Here is a 13,545-nt window from a genome sequence, read left to right on the forward strand (position 1 = left end):
TCAGGCTCGCGTTTCCACCATCGCGGGCGCCAACTGGCCGAGCAAGCCCGAGAGCGGAATGCGGACCCAGCCAGGGCGATTATTGAGCTCGTAGCCCAGCTCGTAGACAGCCTTGTCCAACAGGAAGATGTCCAGCAAGAGCGCGAGATCCGAGGAGTCGCGCGGCAGGAATGGCGCGTCACCAGCGGCCTCCAGATAGCCAGCCATGAAGGCGGCGGCAACCCAGCGATACCAGAATCGCGACCAGGCAACGCCGATCGGATCGTCCCGAGCGATCAAGCCGCTCTCCTGAAGGGTGAACAGTGCCGACCATGCAGCGTAGTCGAACGAGCGCAGCATGCCAGCTACGTCGCGGAGTGGAGAGCGCTTCATCCGTCGCTCGGTCAGCGGGCGCGCAGGCTCTCCTTCGAAGTCGATAATCGTAAAGTCCTTGCCGGTAAAGAGCACCTGTCCGAGGTGGTAGTCGCCGTGGATACGGATGCGCTGCGCCGTGACTCGCTGGTCGATGACGCCGCGACACCGCGAAAGCAGGGCGGGCTGAAGCTCGATCAGCCGGCCGATGTCGTCCGTCAGATCCGCCGGCAGGCTATTTCGCTGTCTACGCATGGTCTGAAAGACGAGATTGACCGAGCTGCGTATTGACTGATAGAGCGATCGCTGCCCCATGACGCTGAAGGCCTCGGATGCGAACGCTGGCTCGTCGCCGAGCGAAGCAAGCGCCAGATGCATCTCGGCAGTCCGCTGGCCCAGCAGGTGCGCATCGGCCAGATAGCTGCCGATCAGCTCGGGCGCCTGCCCGGGCGTATCAGCGACGGCATCGACAAGGATCTGACTGGTCGTCGGCGGCGGCGCGTCAATCTCCGGCCCGTCGGCCAGCATCCGCTCGTAGAAGTCGCCCACGACGTCGAGCGTGTGTGTCCAGGCATCTCCTTCGTTCTGAACGTATCCCTGGAGGATGCCGAGAGTCATTGGCTCGCTACCCGGAAGCCGATACTCAAGCGCCCCGGCGACCGGCGCAGTGTGCGCAAAGGTGGTGCGTTCGGTCAACGCGCGTCCGACTTCGAGGTCGGGGTTGACGCCCGGGGCGAGACGCCGGATGAGCTTGAGAATGAGACGGTCGCCGAATGTCACCGAACTGTTACTCTGCTCGCCGCGGATGTTGGTGGCCTCCGGCAGCTCGTCGGTATGGTCATAGATCGAGCGAAATGCTCGCGTCGTCACCGTCGTCAGGATCCCGCGGTCGCCACGGATCCTGCCTTTGCGGGCGATCAGGCGAGCCAATGCCTGGCCGAAGCCCGGGTCCCAGATCGCGTCGTAGATAACGCCATCGCCGTCACCGGTCACAAGCCGGGCGAGGACGGCATGTGGCTGGTAGTTGATCAGATTCTCGGCGCGCTCGCCGGTGGCGAACGAGATGGGCAGGGCGTAGATGTCCGGCTCACCGTCGGCATAGTCCACTCGCAACATCGCGAGCTGTGCGGCCGAGTCATCGTAGGGGACGGTCAGCCGGTCCGCGATCGTCACTGTGCGAACGCCACGGGCCTTGCCAGCAAACCAGCGGCGTGTCTGGAGATATTCCGGCAACAGACTGGTGAGCCGGTCCTGGTATCGGCCGGAGAAGATGTTCGGCCAACCACCGCTGACCGTGAGCGTCGGAACGGCGGCGATATCGCTGCCCCCGGCAAGCCGCTCGCCACTGACGCGCTGCGGCTCGAGTGAGAACCAGTAGAACGAATGAGGCCCGAGGGTAACGAAATATGGCAGGTCGCCGATCTGCGGGAACTCGTTGCGCCCGAACATTTCGACCGGCGCCATGCCTCGGTATTCCGACAAATCCAGCTCGACCGCCTGCACGAAGCGCGACAGGTTCGCGACGACAAGGATCGACTCCGTCCCATGCTTCCGGACAAAGCAGAGAACCTTGCGGTTTTCCGGATGCAGGAACTCAATGGCGCCACGCCCGAAGGCCTGGTAACGCTTTCGCAGCGCGATGAGGCGTTTCATCCACCAGAGCAGAGACTGCGGGTTGGCTTGCTGCGTCTCAACGTTGACGGTTGAGTAGTGGTACTCGGGGTCGGTGATAACCGGCAAGAACAGTCGCTGCGAGTTGGCGTCCGAGAAGCCGGCGTTGCGGTCACCCGTCCACTGCATGGGTGTGCGGACGCCGTTACGGTCTCCGAGGAAGATGTTGTCGCCCATGCCGATCTCATCGCCGTAGTAGATCGTGGGGGTTCCGGGGAGCGAGAAGAGCAGCCCGTTCAACAGCTCGATCCGGCGACGATTGTTGTTGACCAGCGGAGCAAGGCGACGGCGAATACCGAGATTGATTCGTGCCTGAGGGTCCTGGGCATAGGCACGATACATGTAGTCGCGTTCCTCGTCGGTGACCATCTCGAGGGTCAGCTCATCGTGGTTGCGCAGAAACATCGCCCACTGGCACGTCGCGGGGATCGGCGGAGTCTGATCGAGGATGTCGATAATCGGATAGCGATCCTCCATGCGCAGCGCCATGTAGAGCCGGGGCATTACGGGGAAGTTGAACGCCATGTGGCACTCGTCGCCATCCCCGAAGTACTCGACTGTATCCTCTGGCCACTGGTTGGCCTCCGCCAACAGCATCCGGTCGCGGTAGTTCATGTCGACAAACGCGCGCACCTTCTTGAGGAACTGGTGCGTTTCGGGCAGATTCTCGCAATCCGTCCCCTCGCGTTCGTAAAGGTAGGGGATGGCGTCGAGGCGGACGCCATCTACCCCGGCATCCAGCCAGAAGCTCATGGCCTTGAACAGCGCGTCGTGGACCCTGGGGTTATCGAAGTTGAGGTCGGGCTGGCTTGAATAGAAGCGGTGCCAGTAATAGGCGCCGGCGACACGATCCCAGGTCCAGTTGGAAACCTCGAAGTCCTTGAAGATGATTCGGGCGTCCGCATATTCGCTGCCGGTGTCGCTCCAGACGTAGAAGTCGCGCGCGGGCGTGCCGGGCTTCGCCGCGCGGGCGCGCTGGAACCAGGCATGCTGATCGGATGTGTGATTGAAGACGAGCTCGGTGATGACGCGAAGACCGCGCGCATGGGCCTCGCGCACGAACGCGCGGGCATCACGGAGCGTGCCGTAGATCGGATTCACATCGGTGTAGTCGGCGATGTCGTACCCATCGTCTCGAAGTGGAGAGGGGTAGAACGGCAGAATCCAGATCGCGGTGACACCAAGATCCTGGAGATAATCGAGCTTCTCGATCAGCCCGGGAAAGTCGCCGATGCCATCCCCATCGGAGTCGCGAAACGCCCGTACATGGGCCTGATAGATGATGGCGTCCTTGTACCAGAGCGGGTTTTCCTCAGGATACTGCTCGACGTGCCGCGTTCGCTTCACTGCCATACCGCAGGAACGATCCTTTCGTCTGCGCGTCGAGCGACGCTGCCGGCCTATCTGAAGTAGTCAAAGTCCTGCTCGGTGCGGACGTGCCGGCGCACATGAAAGATGTGCGCCGGCATCGTCTGAGGATCGAGCTGAACGAAATTGCGGTAGCCGCTCCACAAGTACTGGCCGCCGCCAAGCAGGTCGTGAACCTGAAAGGCCTCGTGTGGGTCGATTCCGAGCTCGTGGATCTGGAGATCCACCCAGCCGGACTGAGTGTAATGCGGGTCCAGGTTGACGACGGTGAGGATCGTGTCGCCAGAGGCATCGTCGCGCTTGGTGTAGGCGATGAGCTGGTCGTTGTCAGTCGGGTGGAACTGGATCGTGTCGTTGCGCTGCAGTGCCGGATGTGCCTGACGGATCTGATTGACTGCCGTGATTACCGATCGAAGGCTGTCGGGTTGCTCCAGGTCCCAGTGCCGGATCTCGTACTTCTCCGAATCGAGGTATTCCTCGCGACCAGGCGCTAACGGGAGATGCTCCTGCAGCTCGAAGGCCGGCCCGTAGATCCCGTAGTTCGAGGACAACGTCGCCGCGAGGACAAGCCGAGCGATGAACATCGGCCGGCCGCCGAATTGCAGGTGCTCGGGCAGGATATCGGGCGTGTTCGGCCAGAAGTTCGGCCGGAAGTACTCCTGAAGCTCGGTCGTGGTCAGCTCGGTGAGATACTCCCGCAGCTCCTCGCCGGTGTTGCGCCAGGTGAAGTAGGTGTAGGACTGAGTGAAGCCGACCTTCGCCAATCGCGCCATCACCTTCGGCCGGGTGAACGCCTCGGAGAGGAAGATCGCCTCTGGATACTCGCCCTTGATCGTGCCAATCAGATGCTCCCAGAAGGCGAACGGCTTGGTATGGGGGTTGTCGACCCGGAAGACGCGAACCCCGTGCTTGCACCAGTGACGGACGATATCGGTGAGCTCGTCCCAGAGCGGTTCCCAGTCGTCCGATGCAAAATCGAACGGATAGATGTCCTGATATTTCTTCGGTGGGTTTTCGGCGTACTGGATCGTGCCATCCGGTCGGGCTCGGAACCAATCCGGGTTACTGGTCACGTAGGGGTGGTCGGGCGACGCCTGAAAGGCAATGTCGAGCGCCAGCGATATCCCGCGATCTCTGGCCGCAGCGGCGAGGTGGCGGACATCCTGGAGCGTGCCAAGCTCGGGGTTGACAGCCTTATGGCCCCCTTTGGGGCCACCAATCGCCCACGGGCTGCCGGGGTCATCGGCGGCTGGCTCAGTGGCGTTGTTACGACCTTTGCGGAACTGCAGGCCGATCGGGTGGATCGGCGGCAAGTAGAGGACATCGAAGCCAAGCTCGGAGACGTAGGGCAGCAATTGTTCGACATCACGCAACGTGCCGTGTCGGCCGGTCTCGGGTGAGGTCGAGCGCGGAAAGAGCTCATACCAGGCGCTGAATCGTGCCTGTAGCGGATCGACCCGAACAGGCAGTGCCCGCTCGTAGGACACGGCATGATCTCGCGGTGAGTAGCGCCACATCAGCTCGCCGAGCTCGGGCGCGAGCGCGGCATCGAGCGCGCCGGCTGCGTTCTTGTCGAGCTGCTTCGCGATCCGGCGTAGCGCCGCGGCGTCCGTGCGTCGCGCGCGGGTCGCCGCCGCCCTGATGAGCTCCGCGCCGATCCGCAGGTCGACCGCCACATCCTGACCGGCGCTGACGCGCTTCTCGAGGTCGTGCTCCCACGTGCGGAACCGATCTACCCAGGCGACGATCGTGTATTCGTAGACGCCGAGGTCGGTGACTGGAAACGAGGCACGCCAGCGATCGTTTACCAGCGACTCCATCTCGACCTCGACCCAGCTCGCTTCGCCACCTCGTCGATAGCAGAGGACAGCGGTCACTTCATCGTGGCCATCGGCGTAGATATCCGCCTCAACAACGACCTGTTCACCGGTGACGCGCTTGATCGCGAACCGGCCACAGTCGATCTCCGGCGACACACCCTCGATCACCACCCGGCAACGCCCGTCGGCCATGCTTCCCTCCCGATCGCGCGGATGGATTGCTCCGCGTCCTGAGTATGCCCATTTCCACGGCAGACCGCGCACGCGGCGTGCCGACGGTCGGCGCCCGGCCTTCTGGCGTGGCGGAGATCAGCCGGAGCGCAGGTCGCAACTGAGGCGATGCAGCGGGGGGACCCGGGTAATCAGGAAGGGGATGGAGGCCCGATGGGATGTATCGAGCCTCCGAATGACAGACCTCGTGTTACTCGCCGTGCATGCCTTTGACGACACGTTCGGGAGTGAAGGGGATCTCCGTAAAGCGCGCTCCGTCGGCAGCGTTCGATAGCGCGTTGGCAATGGTCGCCGGTCCGGGAATGATCGGCGGTTCGCCGATCCCCTTCGCGCCATAAGGGCCGGAGCGCGCCGGGATCTCGAGAATGATGGTCTCGATCGGCGGGATCTGGATTGAGGACGGGACGGCATAGTCCATCAGCGTCGACGAGATGAGCTGCCCATCCTCGTCGTACTCGATGCCTTCGTAGAGGGCAAATCCGATTGCCTGGGCGGTGCCGCCGATCATCTGGCCCTCGACCATTGCCGGGTTCAGCGCCCGCCCGACATCCTGGACAGTCAGGTAGCGATCGATGGAGACCTTGCCGGTGTCCGGGTCAATCGACACCTGAGCAACCTGGCCGGAGAATCCGGGGGCGCGGTCGAGTTGGGCCGACTTGCCGATGCCATAGACCGGCTCGTACTTGCTACCGAAGGTCATGCTCTTCTGCGCGATCGAGGCGACCGACATCTCCTTGTCCGGCGCGCCCTTGACTCGAACCTTGCCTTCGACCATCTCCAGATCATCCGTTGACGCTTCCAGCTCGCTACCAGCGATCTCGAGAATCTGGCGACGAGCTTCAGCGGCCGCGCGGATGACCGCCGGCCCGAGTGTATAGGTCACCTTCGAGCCACCACTCATGCCGGCGTAGGGAGCGGAGCCCGTATCGGCAGACTCGATCCGCACCTTCTCGATGCCGATGCCGAAGGTCTCGGCGGCGAGCATTGCCATGACGGTGTTCGTGCCGGTGATATCGCTCGAGCCGAGCTGAACGACGAGCGAGCCGTCGGTGTTCACGCGGATGTTCGCCGCGCAGGGCTCGACCCCACCCGGCCAGCCACCGATAGCGACGCCAACGCCGGTGTTCGGTCCGGTCGGCCGATCTCGCCAGGCGGGATGTTCGCGAATCGTCTCGAGGATCTCCTTGATCCCGATCCGCGGCCATGGCACGCCGTTTGGCTGGAGATCGCCTTCGACCGAACAGTTACGCAGCCGGAACTCGAGTGGGTCCCAGCCCAGCTTCGTCGCCAGCTCGTCGACCGCCTGCTCGATCGCGAAGGTCGCCTGCGGAGCGCCGGGCGCCCGATAGGCGCCATTGCCCGGCTTGTTGGTGAGAACCTCATAGCCAACGAGCTCGAGCGAGCCAATCCGGTAATAGCCGCCGAGGGTCATCGTGGCAATCGTCACCGGGGTGCCAGGGTAGCAGCCCGAGTCGAACACCATCCGCGCCCGGAGGGCGGTGATAGCGCCGTCCTTCGTACCGCCAATCGTGATGTCGGTGACCGAGCCGGGGGCCGGGTTCGCCATCGACAGCTCTTCGGAACGGGTCATCGTGATCTTGACCGGCGCTTGCCGGCGCAGCGCCAACCAGCCGGCCAGCGGCTCGAGCATGACGACCTTGCCGCCAAACCCACCGCCGACCTCCATGCCGACGACTTTTACCTGATTCTGCGGGAGTCCGAGGACTTCAGCCGTCGTGTCGCGCGTGTAGAACTGGCCCTGGGTCGAGGTGTAGATCGTCAGGTTGCCGAGCGGATCCGGCACGGCGACGGTGGCGTGTGGCTCCATGTAGGACTGATGAACCCAGTGGGTGACATAACGGCGCTCGACGACGACATCGGCGCTCGCCAGCGCGACGTCCACATCACCACGCAAGAACCGCGCGGCGTTCGTAATGTTGTCCGGCATCCGCGAGATGTCGAGGGCATCGCCGCCAGAGACGGTCGCGTGCATCTGCATCTCGGCGCCATCGCCAACCGCGCTCTTGCTCCGGATCACCGGCGCGCCATGCTCCATCGCCAGCAATGGGTCGACAGCGGCGTCAAGCGGCGTGTAGTCGACTTCCACCAGCTCGGCGCCCTCCGCGGCGGCAACCTCCGTCGTCGCCAGGACGATGGCGAGGGGTTGTCCGTAGTAGAGCGCCTTATCACGGGCGAGCAGATGGTGGTTGCGATCGGCCGGCTCGGCCCCTTCCGGGTGGACATCGCGGCCCGTGTAGACGGCGACGACACCGGGGACGGCGAGCGCCGCGGTCGTGTCGATCTCGCCAATCTCCGCATGCGGATAAATACTCGTCACCAGACGCCCATGGAGCATCCCGTGCAACTGGAGGTCGTCGACGTAGCGAGTAGCGCCGGTGACCTTCTTGTCCCCTTCGATGCGCTTCTGTGGTTTCCCAATGATGACGGGATCTGCTGTCGCAGTCATGGTCCTCCGCGCTCCTTGTGCCGAAATATGGCGACGCCCCGTGCCGCAGCAACCATACGTCGAAACGCCGGGTGGCAGCGCGACATCTTCACGTCAACTGGGCTCCGTCGTCAAGTGGCGATCCGGCACACGATCGATGGTTACCGGGTCAATCCGGCTCAACGTGATTGAGATCATAGACGACTTCGCCGGCGAACCGATGCGGCGCGCCGTCGCTGAGGTGACGCAAGTTGAGGCGGATCAAGCCATCGAGCTCGCTGAGCGCGTCGTGCAGCTGCGCAGCCGTTTCGAACACGGTGACCGCGACAACCTCTTGCTCGTCGGTGCGGACGAGCGTGTAGGAGTGGAAGCCACCCTGTTGCCGCAGGAACTCGCCGATCTCGCGCGCCATCGTGTCACTCGATGACGCGCCCGCGTCGTTCAGCTTCCAGATCCCAATGTGAGCATGCATAGCGCCTTCTCCTCTCGACGTCGCTCGGACTTCCACGAACACGACGTTTTCGGAGTGGTCAGCGCAAGGAACGCGCCCATAGTTCACGCCGCCGAGGTAGCGTGATTGCCGGAACGGCGAGCGACACCCGGATTCCTCTCAATGCGCCGAGGATCGCTGGCTATGTGCGGCGAGAGTGCCGGCATCGGGGGTTGCGAATCGACGAGCGAGGCCAGCGACCGGGTCTCCGTGCACCGACACATCATCGAGCGCGATCGGGCCGAGGCCGGCCGCGCGGAGATAGGCAAGGTAGCGGGATTCGACTGGGTCGACGCCGATGAGCGCACACCCCACGACATCGACGGCGAGCGCGTTCCAGCCCGCAGCAACGAGGCCCTGCTCGACGCGCTCACCGTCGATCGGATCGCCCATCTGAAGGCCAGCCAACCCATCGATGATCGCGAGATCGATCGGCCGGGCGCGACAGATGTCGTAGACAACCTCAGGCACGCCGGCCCGATGGAACGCGCGACGCGGCCGGCCGTAGAAGCGAGTCGGCGGGACGCCGAACATATTCTTGGCGTTCAGTGTGTACAAGCCATCGGTATGCGTCTTGACCGGTGTGATCGACACGAACAGGTCGGCATCGAGGACGACCTCGGGGATCTCCAGTGTCGCGTAACGTAGCCAGTTCGGGACATCCACCGATCGGGTTGGCGCGAGATTGAGGTCCAGCAGCTCGACGCCGAGCTCAGCAACCAGCCGGTTGTATCCGGCGGCCAAGAAGCAGCGGTCAGCATCGATCATTCCGGGGCCGTCGGCGACGACGACCCGCTCGACATCGGGCGCGCGTTCGCGCAGCAGTTTCACGAATGCTTCGACAACGGCGACATCGGTGACAACGCCACTGCCCGACTCGCGCGGCGCAGTGAGGTTGGGCTTGATTGTCACCAACCGGCCGGCGCGTCTGGCCAGCGCGGGTTCACCGGCGGCCTCTAGCAGATCAAGCACACGTCGCAACGCCGAGTCGACGTCAGACGCAACACCTGCCAGCGCGACGTGATGTGCGGTCATCCATTGTCTCCCAGCAGCGCCATGATCTTGACCAGAACATCAACCAGACGCACGATACCGAGCAAGTTCGACCGGGGCAGACGACAACCCGGCGATGAGCGAGAGGATACCCCCAATGAGCGAGCTACTGGCAACAGGCGCGCCAGCGCCCGACTTTACACTCCCAGCCGACGATGGCCAGAAGGTGACGCTGTCGGAGATGCGTGGCCACAAGGTGGTGCTGGCCTTCTACCCCGCGGACTTCAGCCCCGGCTGCCAGAACCAGATGGAGGCCTACACAAAGGACGCCGCCGAGTTCGGGGCGCACGGAGGGACTGTCTTCGGCATCTCGGTAGACAACACCTGGAGCCACAGGGCGTGGAAAGAGAGCCGGGGAATCACCATCCCGCTGCTGTCGGACTTCCATCCCAAGGGCACGGTGGCGATGGCCTATGGCGTCTACAACGAGGAGCGCGGCACGGCGAAGCGGGTGACGTTCGTCATCGACGAACAAGGAATCATCCGTGACGTACAGACGGCTGAGATGGGTTCGTTTCAGAGTGTTGGCGCGCTGTGCAGCGCGCTGGACCTCGCGTAGCAGGCCGGCAGAGATGGAGGAACGCCATGGCGCACATCCGACTTCCCGACAGTGAATATGCTGCCCGTCGCAAGAAGATCCTCGAGACGATCGGCGAACGGGGGATGACGGGGCTGGTCCTGTTCAATCCCAACAAGGTTGGCTACTTCAGCCGGTTCAGCTTCATTCAGACTGAGCGGCCGATGGCCTACGTCCTGACCGCCAACCGTTCGGAGCTGCTGATCCCCATGCTGGAGCGCGAGCACGCCGCCGAGTACGCGATCGCCGACTCGATCGTGCCATACCCGGAGTATCCTGGCGAACGGCATCCGCTCGAATTCCTCAAGGACATCCTGATCGATATGGGACTCGGCAACGCGGGGATCGGCGTCGACTCCGACGGCTACGGGCAGGTCTACGGATATCGCGGGCCGAAGGTCAGTGATCTGCTGCCGGACGCGACCATCACGAGCGTCAACGACGATATCGAATACATGCAAATGATCAACACCGAGGCGGAGCTCAACCTCATCCGCGAGAGCTGCAAGTGGGGCAATCTCGCGCACCAGTACCTCCAGGATTTCTCCGAGGTCGGCGTCGGCGAGACCGATATCTCGCTTCGCGCGTCCCTCAGGGCGAGCCTGGAGATGATGCAGGAGCTCGGTTCGGAGTACCGTCCGATGACAATGGGACTGCCGGCCAGCGCCGGGTTCCGCGGCCAGGTCGGCAAGGATTCCGCGCTGCCGCATGCCATCTCAAGCAACGTCAAGCTGCAGGAGGGCGACATTCTGGTGACCGGCGCTGGCGCGGCGGTCTGGGGCTACGGCAGCGAGCTCGAGCGGACGATGGTCATGGGCGAGCCGAACAAGGAGCAGGAGAAGTACTTCAACCACATGTTCGCGCTCCAGACGCTGGCGATGGACGCGATCAAGCCTGGCGTCTCCTGCTCCGCGGTGGACCACGAGGTCATGCGCTATTTCCGAGAGCACGACTTGCTCGATACCTGGCGGCACCACACCGGCCACGCCAAGTCGCAGCTCATCCACGAAGCGCCCTTCCTCGACGTCGGCGATGACCGGATCATCGAGGTCGGGATGGTCTTCACTGTCGAGCCGGGCGTCTACGTGCCGGGGCTCGGCGGCTTCCGCCACTCAGACACAGTCGCTGTCACAGAGACCGGCATCGAAATGCTGACGTTCTATCCGCGTGACCTGGAGAGCCTGACGATCAAGGTCTGACCTGTCTCTGGTGTCGCCGTCTGCACAGGGGGCGACACCAGACGAACCAGCGGAGGAAGAGAACCATCGTGACCGATATCGAGAGGGATGCCCGAGCACTGATCGATGCGTTCGACGGCGATGCCGCATTCTTCGCGCAGAACTTGCTGACAGGCGAGGAGGTCGGATTTCGTGCCGACTCGGTGATGCCAACCGCCTCGACGATCAAGCTGCTGGTGCTGGCCGAAGTCATCCGTCAAGCTGAGGCCGGGCAGTTTGCGCTGGATGACCCACTACCGATGATCTCCGAGGATCAGTCGGGTGGGTCGGGCATTCTGAAAGACCTTTCGCCGGCCACGCTCCTGACGATCCGCGACCACGCAACCCTGATGATCGCGCTCTCGGACAACACCTCGACGATGGCGCTCGTCCGGCTGGCCGGTCGAGCGCGAATCGAGCAGGCCGGCCAGGAATGGGGCATGACCGCGACCACGTTGCCGATCGACCGCGCGCCCGACGGCGACGCGCGCGACTACGCGGCCAGCACGCCACGAGACATCGTTCACCTGCTGCAGCTGATCGCGACCGATGCGCTCGTCTCACCGGCCGCATCCGCGACCGTCCGCGACATCCTTGTCACCCAGCAGTATCACGACCAGATCGGTCGTTACCTGCCCTACAACCAGTATCAGCGGGTCGGAGCGGCACACGAGGGGCCGATCGTCGTGCGATCGAAGAGCGGTTTCATGACGGACTCGAACGGCGCGGTGCGAGTGGACGCCGGAATCATCGAGATCTCCGGCGTCCCGCGATATGTTCTCTGTCTGATGACCGAGCATCACCCGGACATGGGGTTCGGGCCAGAGCACCCGGGCGCGATCGTGAATGGACGCATCTCGCGACTGATCTTCGACGCCTGGGGTGGAACGATGGATGTGCCCTAGTCGGTCACATCCAGGCGGAAAGCGAGCCGCAGGAGGACGTAGCCGGCCGTGCCCGCAATCAGAGACGCAACAAGAATGGCGGCCTTGGCAGCCGCCAGGTCACTATTGTTGAGAAACGCCAGTTCGGCAACAAAGAGCGACATTGTGAAACCGATGCCAGCAATCCAGCTGACAGCATAAATCTGTCGAAACGTGACCCCATCCGGGAGTGACGCAAAGCCGAAGCGTGTCATCCCTAACACAGTCAGGGTGACGCCGATCTGCTTCCCAATGACGAGACCGAGGATGATTCCAAGAGCAATCGGGCTCGTCAGAGTGTGACCGAGTTCCGCTCCAAGGGCGATGCCACTATTCGCTAGCGCGAACAGTGGCACGATCAGAAACGCGACCCACGGATGTAGCGCGTGTTCCAGCCGTTGCATCGGCGACTGGACCAGGTCCGCGGTCGTCTCCATCTCGTAGAGTGCTGCCTGGTGATCCTTGTTGGTTAAGATGTGCGCGCCGGGCGCAGCAGCCGCTTCGAAGTCAGCGAGCAGCGCACGGCCACGACCGAGAAACTCCCCCGTGTTGATCCGCGTCCGCGCGGGGATCGCCAGCGCCATCAGCACACCAGCAATCGTCGCGTGGACGCCGGATTTCACGAATGCCAGCCAGACGATGACGCCGACAATGAGATAGGCTATCGGCCGAATGACGTGCAGCCAGTTAAGCACGAACGCAAGGCCGAGAATCACCAGTCCGCCGATAAGATAATCCCAAGCTACTGCCTCGGTATAGGCGACTGCGATGACAAGCACTGCGATCAGATCATCGACAATGGCAAGCGCGGTCACGAAGACTTTCAAGCCGATCGGGACACGACTACCGAGTACAGCGAGGACACCGAGCGCAAAGGCGATATCTGTCGCCATTGGCACACCCCAGCCACGGGAGGCATCCGTGCCAATATTGAATGCGAGATATATTGCGGCAGGGACTATTGCGCCTCCGGCTGCCGCGACGATCGGAAATGCTGCCTGCTGTGGCGACGCGAGCTCGCCGACGAGGATCTCACGCTTGATCTCGAGTCCGACAACGAAGAAGAAGACGACCATCAGGCCGTCATTGATCCAGTGGGTTAGCGTCTTTTCCAATCCATAGCCACCAACCTGGATCGATAGCTTCGTCGCCCAGAGATCGGCATATGAATCACGCCACGGGGAGTTCGCCCAAATCAGCGCGACGACGGTAGCAACAAAAAGCAGAATTCCGCCTGCCGCAGCCGTGCCGGTAAAGGCGCGAAATGGGGCAAGGACGCGATCGATACGCGGCGTGGCCGACGCGGTCACGTCGAATTGGCGAGCGACATCGCGCATCGAACGAGCGTCCCTTCCGTTGGTCGACGTGGTTAACCGGGAGGATCGGGGCGTGACCCAC

9 protein-coding genes are annotated in these 13,545 nt (G+C 63.1%); 3 read left to right on the forward strand and 6 right to left on the reverse strand.

Translation table 11 applies throughout. The features are described 5' to 3' along the window. The 5 genes from treS to V9F06_12135 all read right to left on the reverse strand — a co-directional run bounded on the left by treS (position 1) and on the right by V9F06_12135 (position 9,412). Positions 1–3,375, reverse strand: coding sequence for a maltose alpha-D-glucosyltransferase (gene treS / locus V9F06_12115; GenBank protein MEI2618348.1), 3,375 nt, complete (start codon positions 3,373–3,375; stop codon positions 1–3). Between the two features lie 47 nt (positions 3,376–3,422). Beyond that, complete coding sequence (locus V9F06_12120; GenBank protein ID MEI2618349.1) at positions 3,423–5,402, reverse strand: alpha-1,4-glucan--maltose-1-phosphate maltosyltransferase; 1,980 nt, start codon at positions 5,400–5,402, stop codon at positions 3,423–3,425. A gap of 229 nt (positions 5,403–5,631) precedes the next feature. Continuing rightward, positions 5,632–7,908, reverse strand: a complete 2,277-nt coding sequence (locus V9F06_12125; GenBank protein MEI2618350.1) for a xanthine dehydrogenase family protein molybdopterin-binding subunit — start codon at positions 7,906–7,908, stop codon at positions 5,632–5,634. Positions 7,909–8,056: 148 nt separating this feature from the next. Beyond that, positions 8,057–8,359, reverse strand: coding sequence for a hypothetical protein (locus V9F06_12130; protein MEI2618351.1), 303 nt, complete (start codon positions 8,357–8,359; stop codon positions 8,057–8,059). Between the two features lie 138 nt (positions 8,360–8,497). Beyond that, positions 8,498–9,412, reverse strand: a complete 915-nt coding sequence (locus V9F06_12135) for a DUF362 domain-containing protein (GenBank protein ID MEI2618352.1) — start codon at positions 9,410–9,412, stop codon at positions 8,498–8,500. A 115-nt stretch (positions 9,413–9,527) separates the two neighbouring features. Between V9F06_12135 and V9F06_12140 the strand changes: the two genes are divergently transcribed. The 3 genes from V9F06_12140 to V9F06_12150 all read left to right on the forward strand — a co-directional run bounded on the left by V9F06_12140 (position 9,528) and on the right by V9F06_12150 (position 12,129). Next, complete coding sequence (locus V9F06_12140; protein MEI2618353.1) at positions 9,528–9,989, forward strand: peroxiredoxin; 462 nt, start codon at positions 9,528–9,530, stop codon at positions 9,987–9,989. A gap of 26 nt (positions 9,990–10,015) precedes the next feature. Continuing rightward, positions 10,016–11,206 carry a Xaa-Pro peptidase family protein gene (locus V9F06_12145; GenBank protein ID MEI2618354.1) on the forward strand — a complete coding sequence of 397 codons (1,191 nt, stop codon included), beginning with the start codon at positions 10,016–10,018 and terminating at the stop codon, positions 11,204–11,206. 68 nt (positions 11,207–11,274) lie between these two features. Next, positions 11,275–12,129: a serine hydrolase gene (locus tag V9F06_12150; GenBank protein ID MEI2618355.1), complete on the forward strand. Its 855-nt coding sequence runs from the start codon at positions 11,275–11,277 to the stop codon at positions 12,127–12,129. Here V9F06_12150 and nhaA read toward each other — a convergent pair. Beyond that, entirely contained in the window at positions 12,126–13,484 is a 1,359-nt protein-coding gene (gene nhaA / locus V9F06_12155) for a Na+/H+ antiporter NhaA (protein ID MEI2618356.1), read from the reverse strand. The two genes, V9F06_12150 and nhaA, sit on opposite strands and share 4 nt — an antisense overlap. Positions 13,485–13,545: the final 61 nt, after the last annotated feature.

It is taken from the genome of Thermomicrobiales bacterium (assembly GCA_037045155.1).
Taxonomy (GTDB): Bacteria; Chloroflexota; Chloroflexia; order Thermomicrobiales; family CFX8; genus JAMLIA01.

Coding starts and splice junctions, on each gene's coding strand:
- treS (MEI2618348.1), bottom strand. CDS start 3,375: ATGGCAGTGAAGCGAACGCGGCACGTCGAGCAGTATCCTGAGGAAAAC.
- V9F06_12120 (MEI2618349.1), bottom strand. CDS start 5,402: ATGGCCGACGGGCGTTGCCGGGTGGTGATCGAGGGTGTGTCGCCGGAG.
- V9F06_12125 (MEI2618350.1), bottom strand. CDS start 7,908: ATGACTGCGACAGCAGATCCCGTCATCATTGGGAAACCACAGAAGCGC.
- V9F06_12130 (MEI2618351.1), bottom strand. CDS start 8,359: ATGCATGCTCACATTGGGATCTGGAAGCTGAACGACGCGGGCGCGTCA.
- V9F06_12135 (MEI2618352.1), bottom strand. CDS start 9,412: ATGACCGCACATCACGTCGCGCTGGCAGGTGTTGCGTCTGACGTCGAC.
- V9F06_12140 (MEI2618353.1), top strand. CDS start 9,528: ATGAGCGAGCTACTGGCAACAGGCGCGCCAGCGCCCGACTTTACACTC.
- V9F06_12145 (MEI2618354.1), top strand. CDS start 10,016: ATGGCGCACATCCGACTTCCCGACAGTGAATATGCTGCCCGTCGCAAG.
- nhaA (MEI2618356.1), bottom strand. CDS start 13,484: ATGCGCGATGTCGCTCGCCAATTCGACGTGACCGCGTCGGCCACGCCG.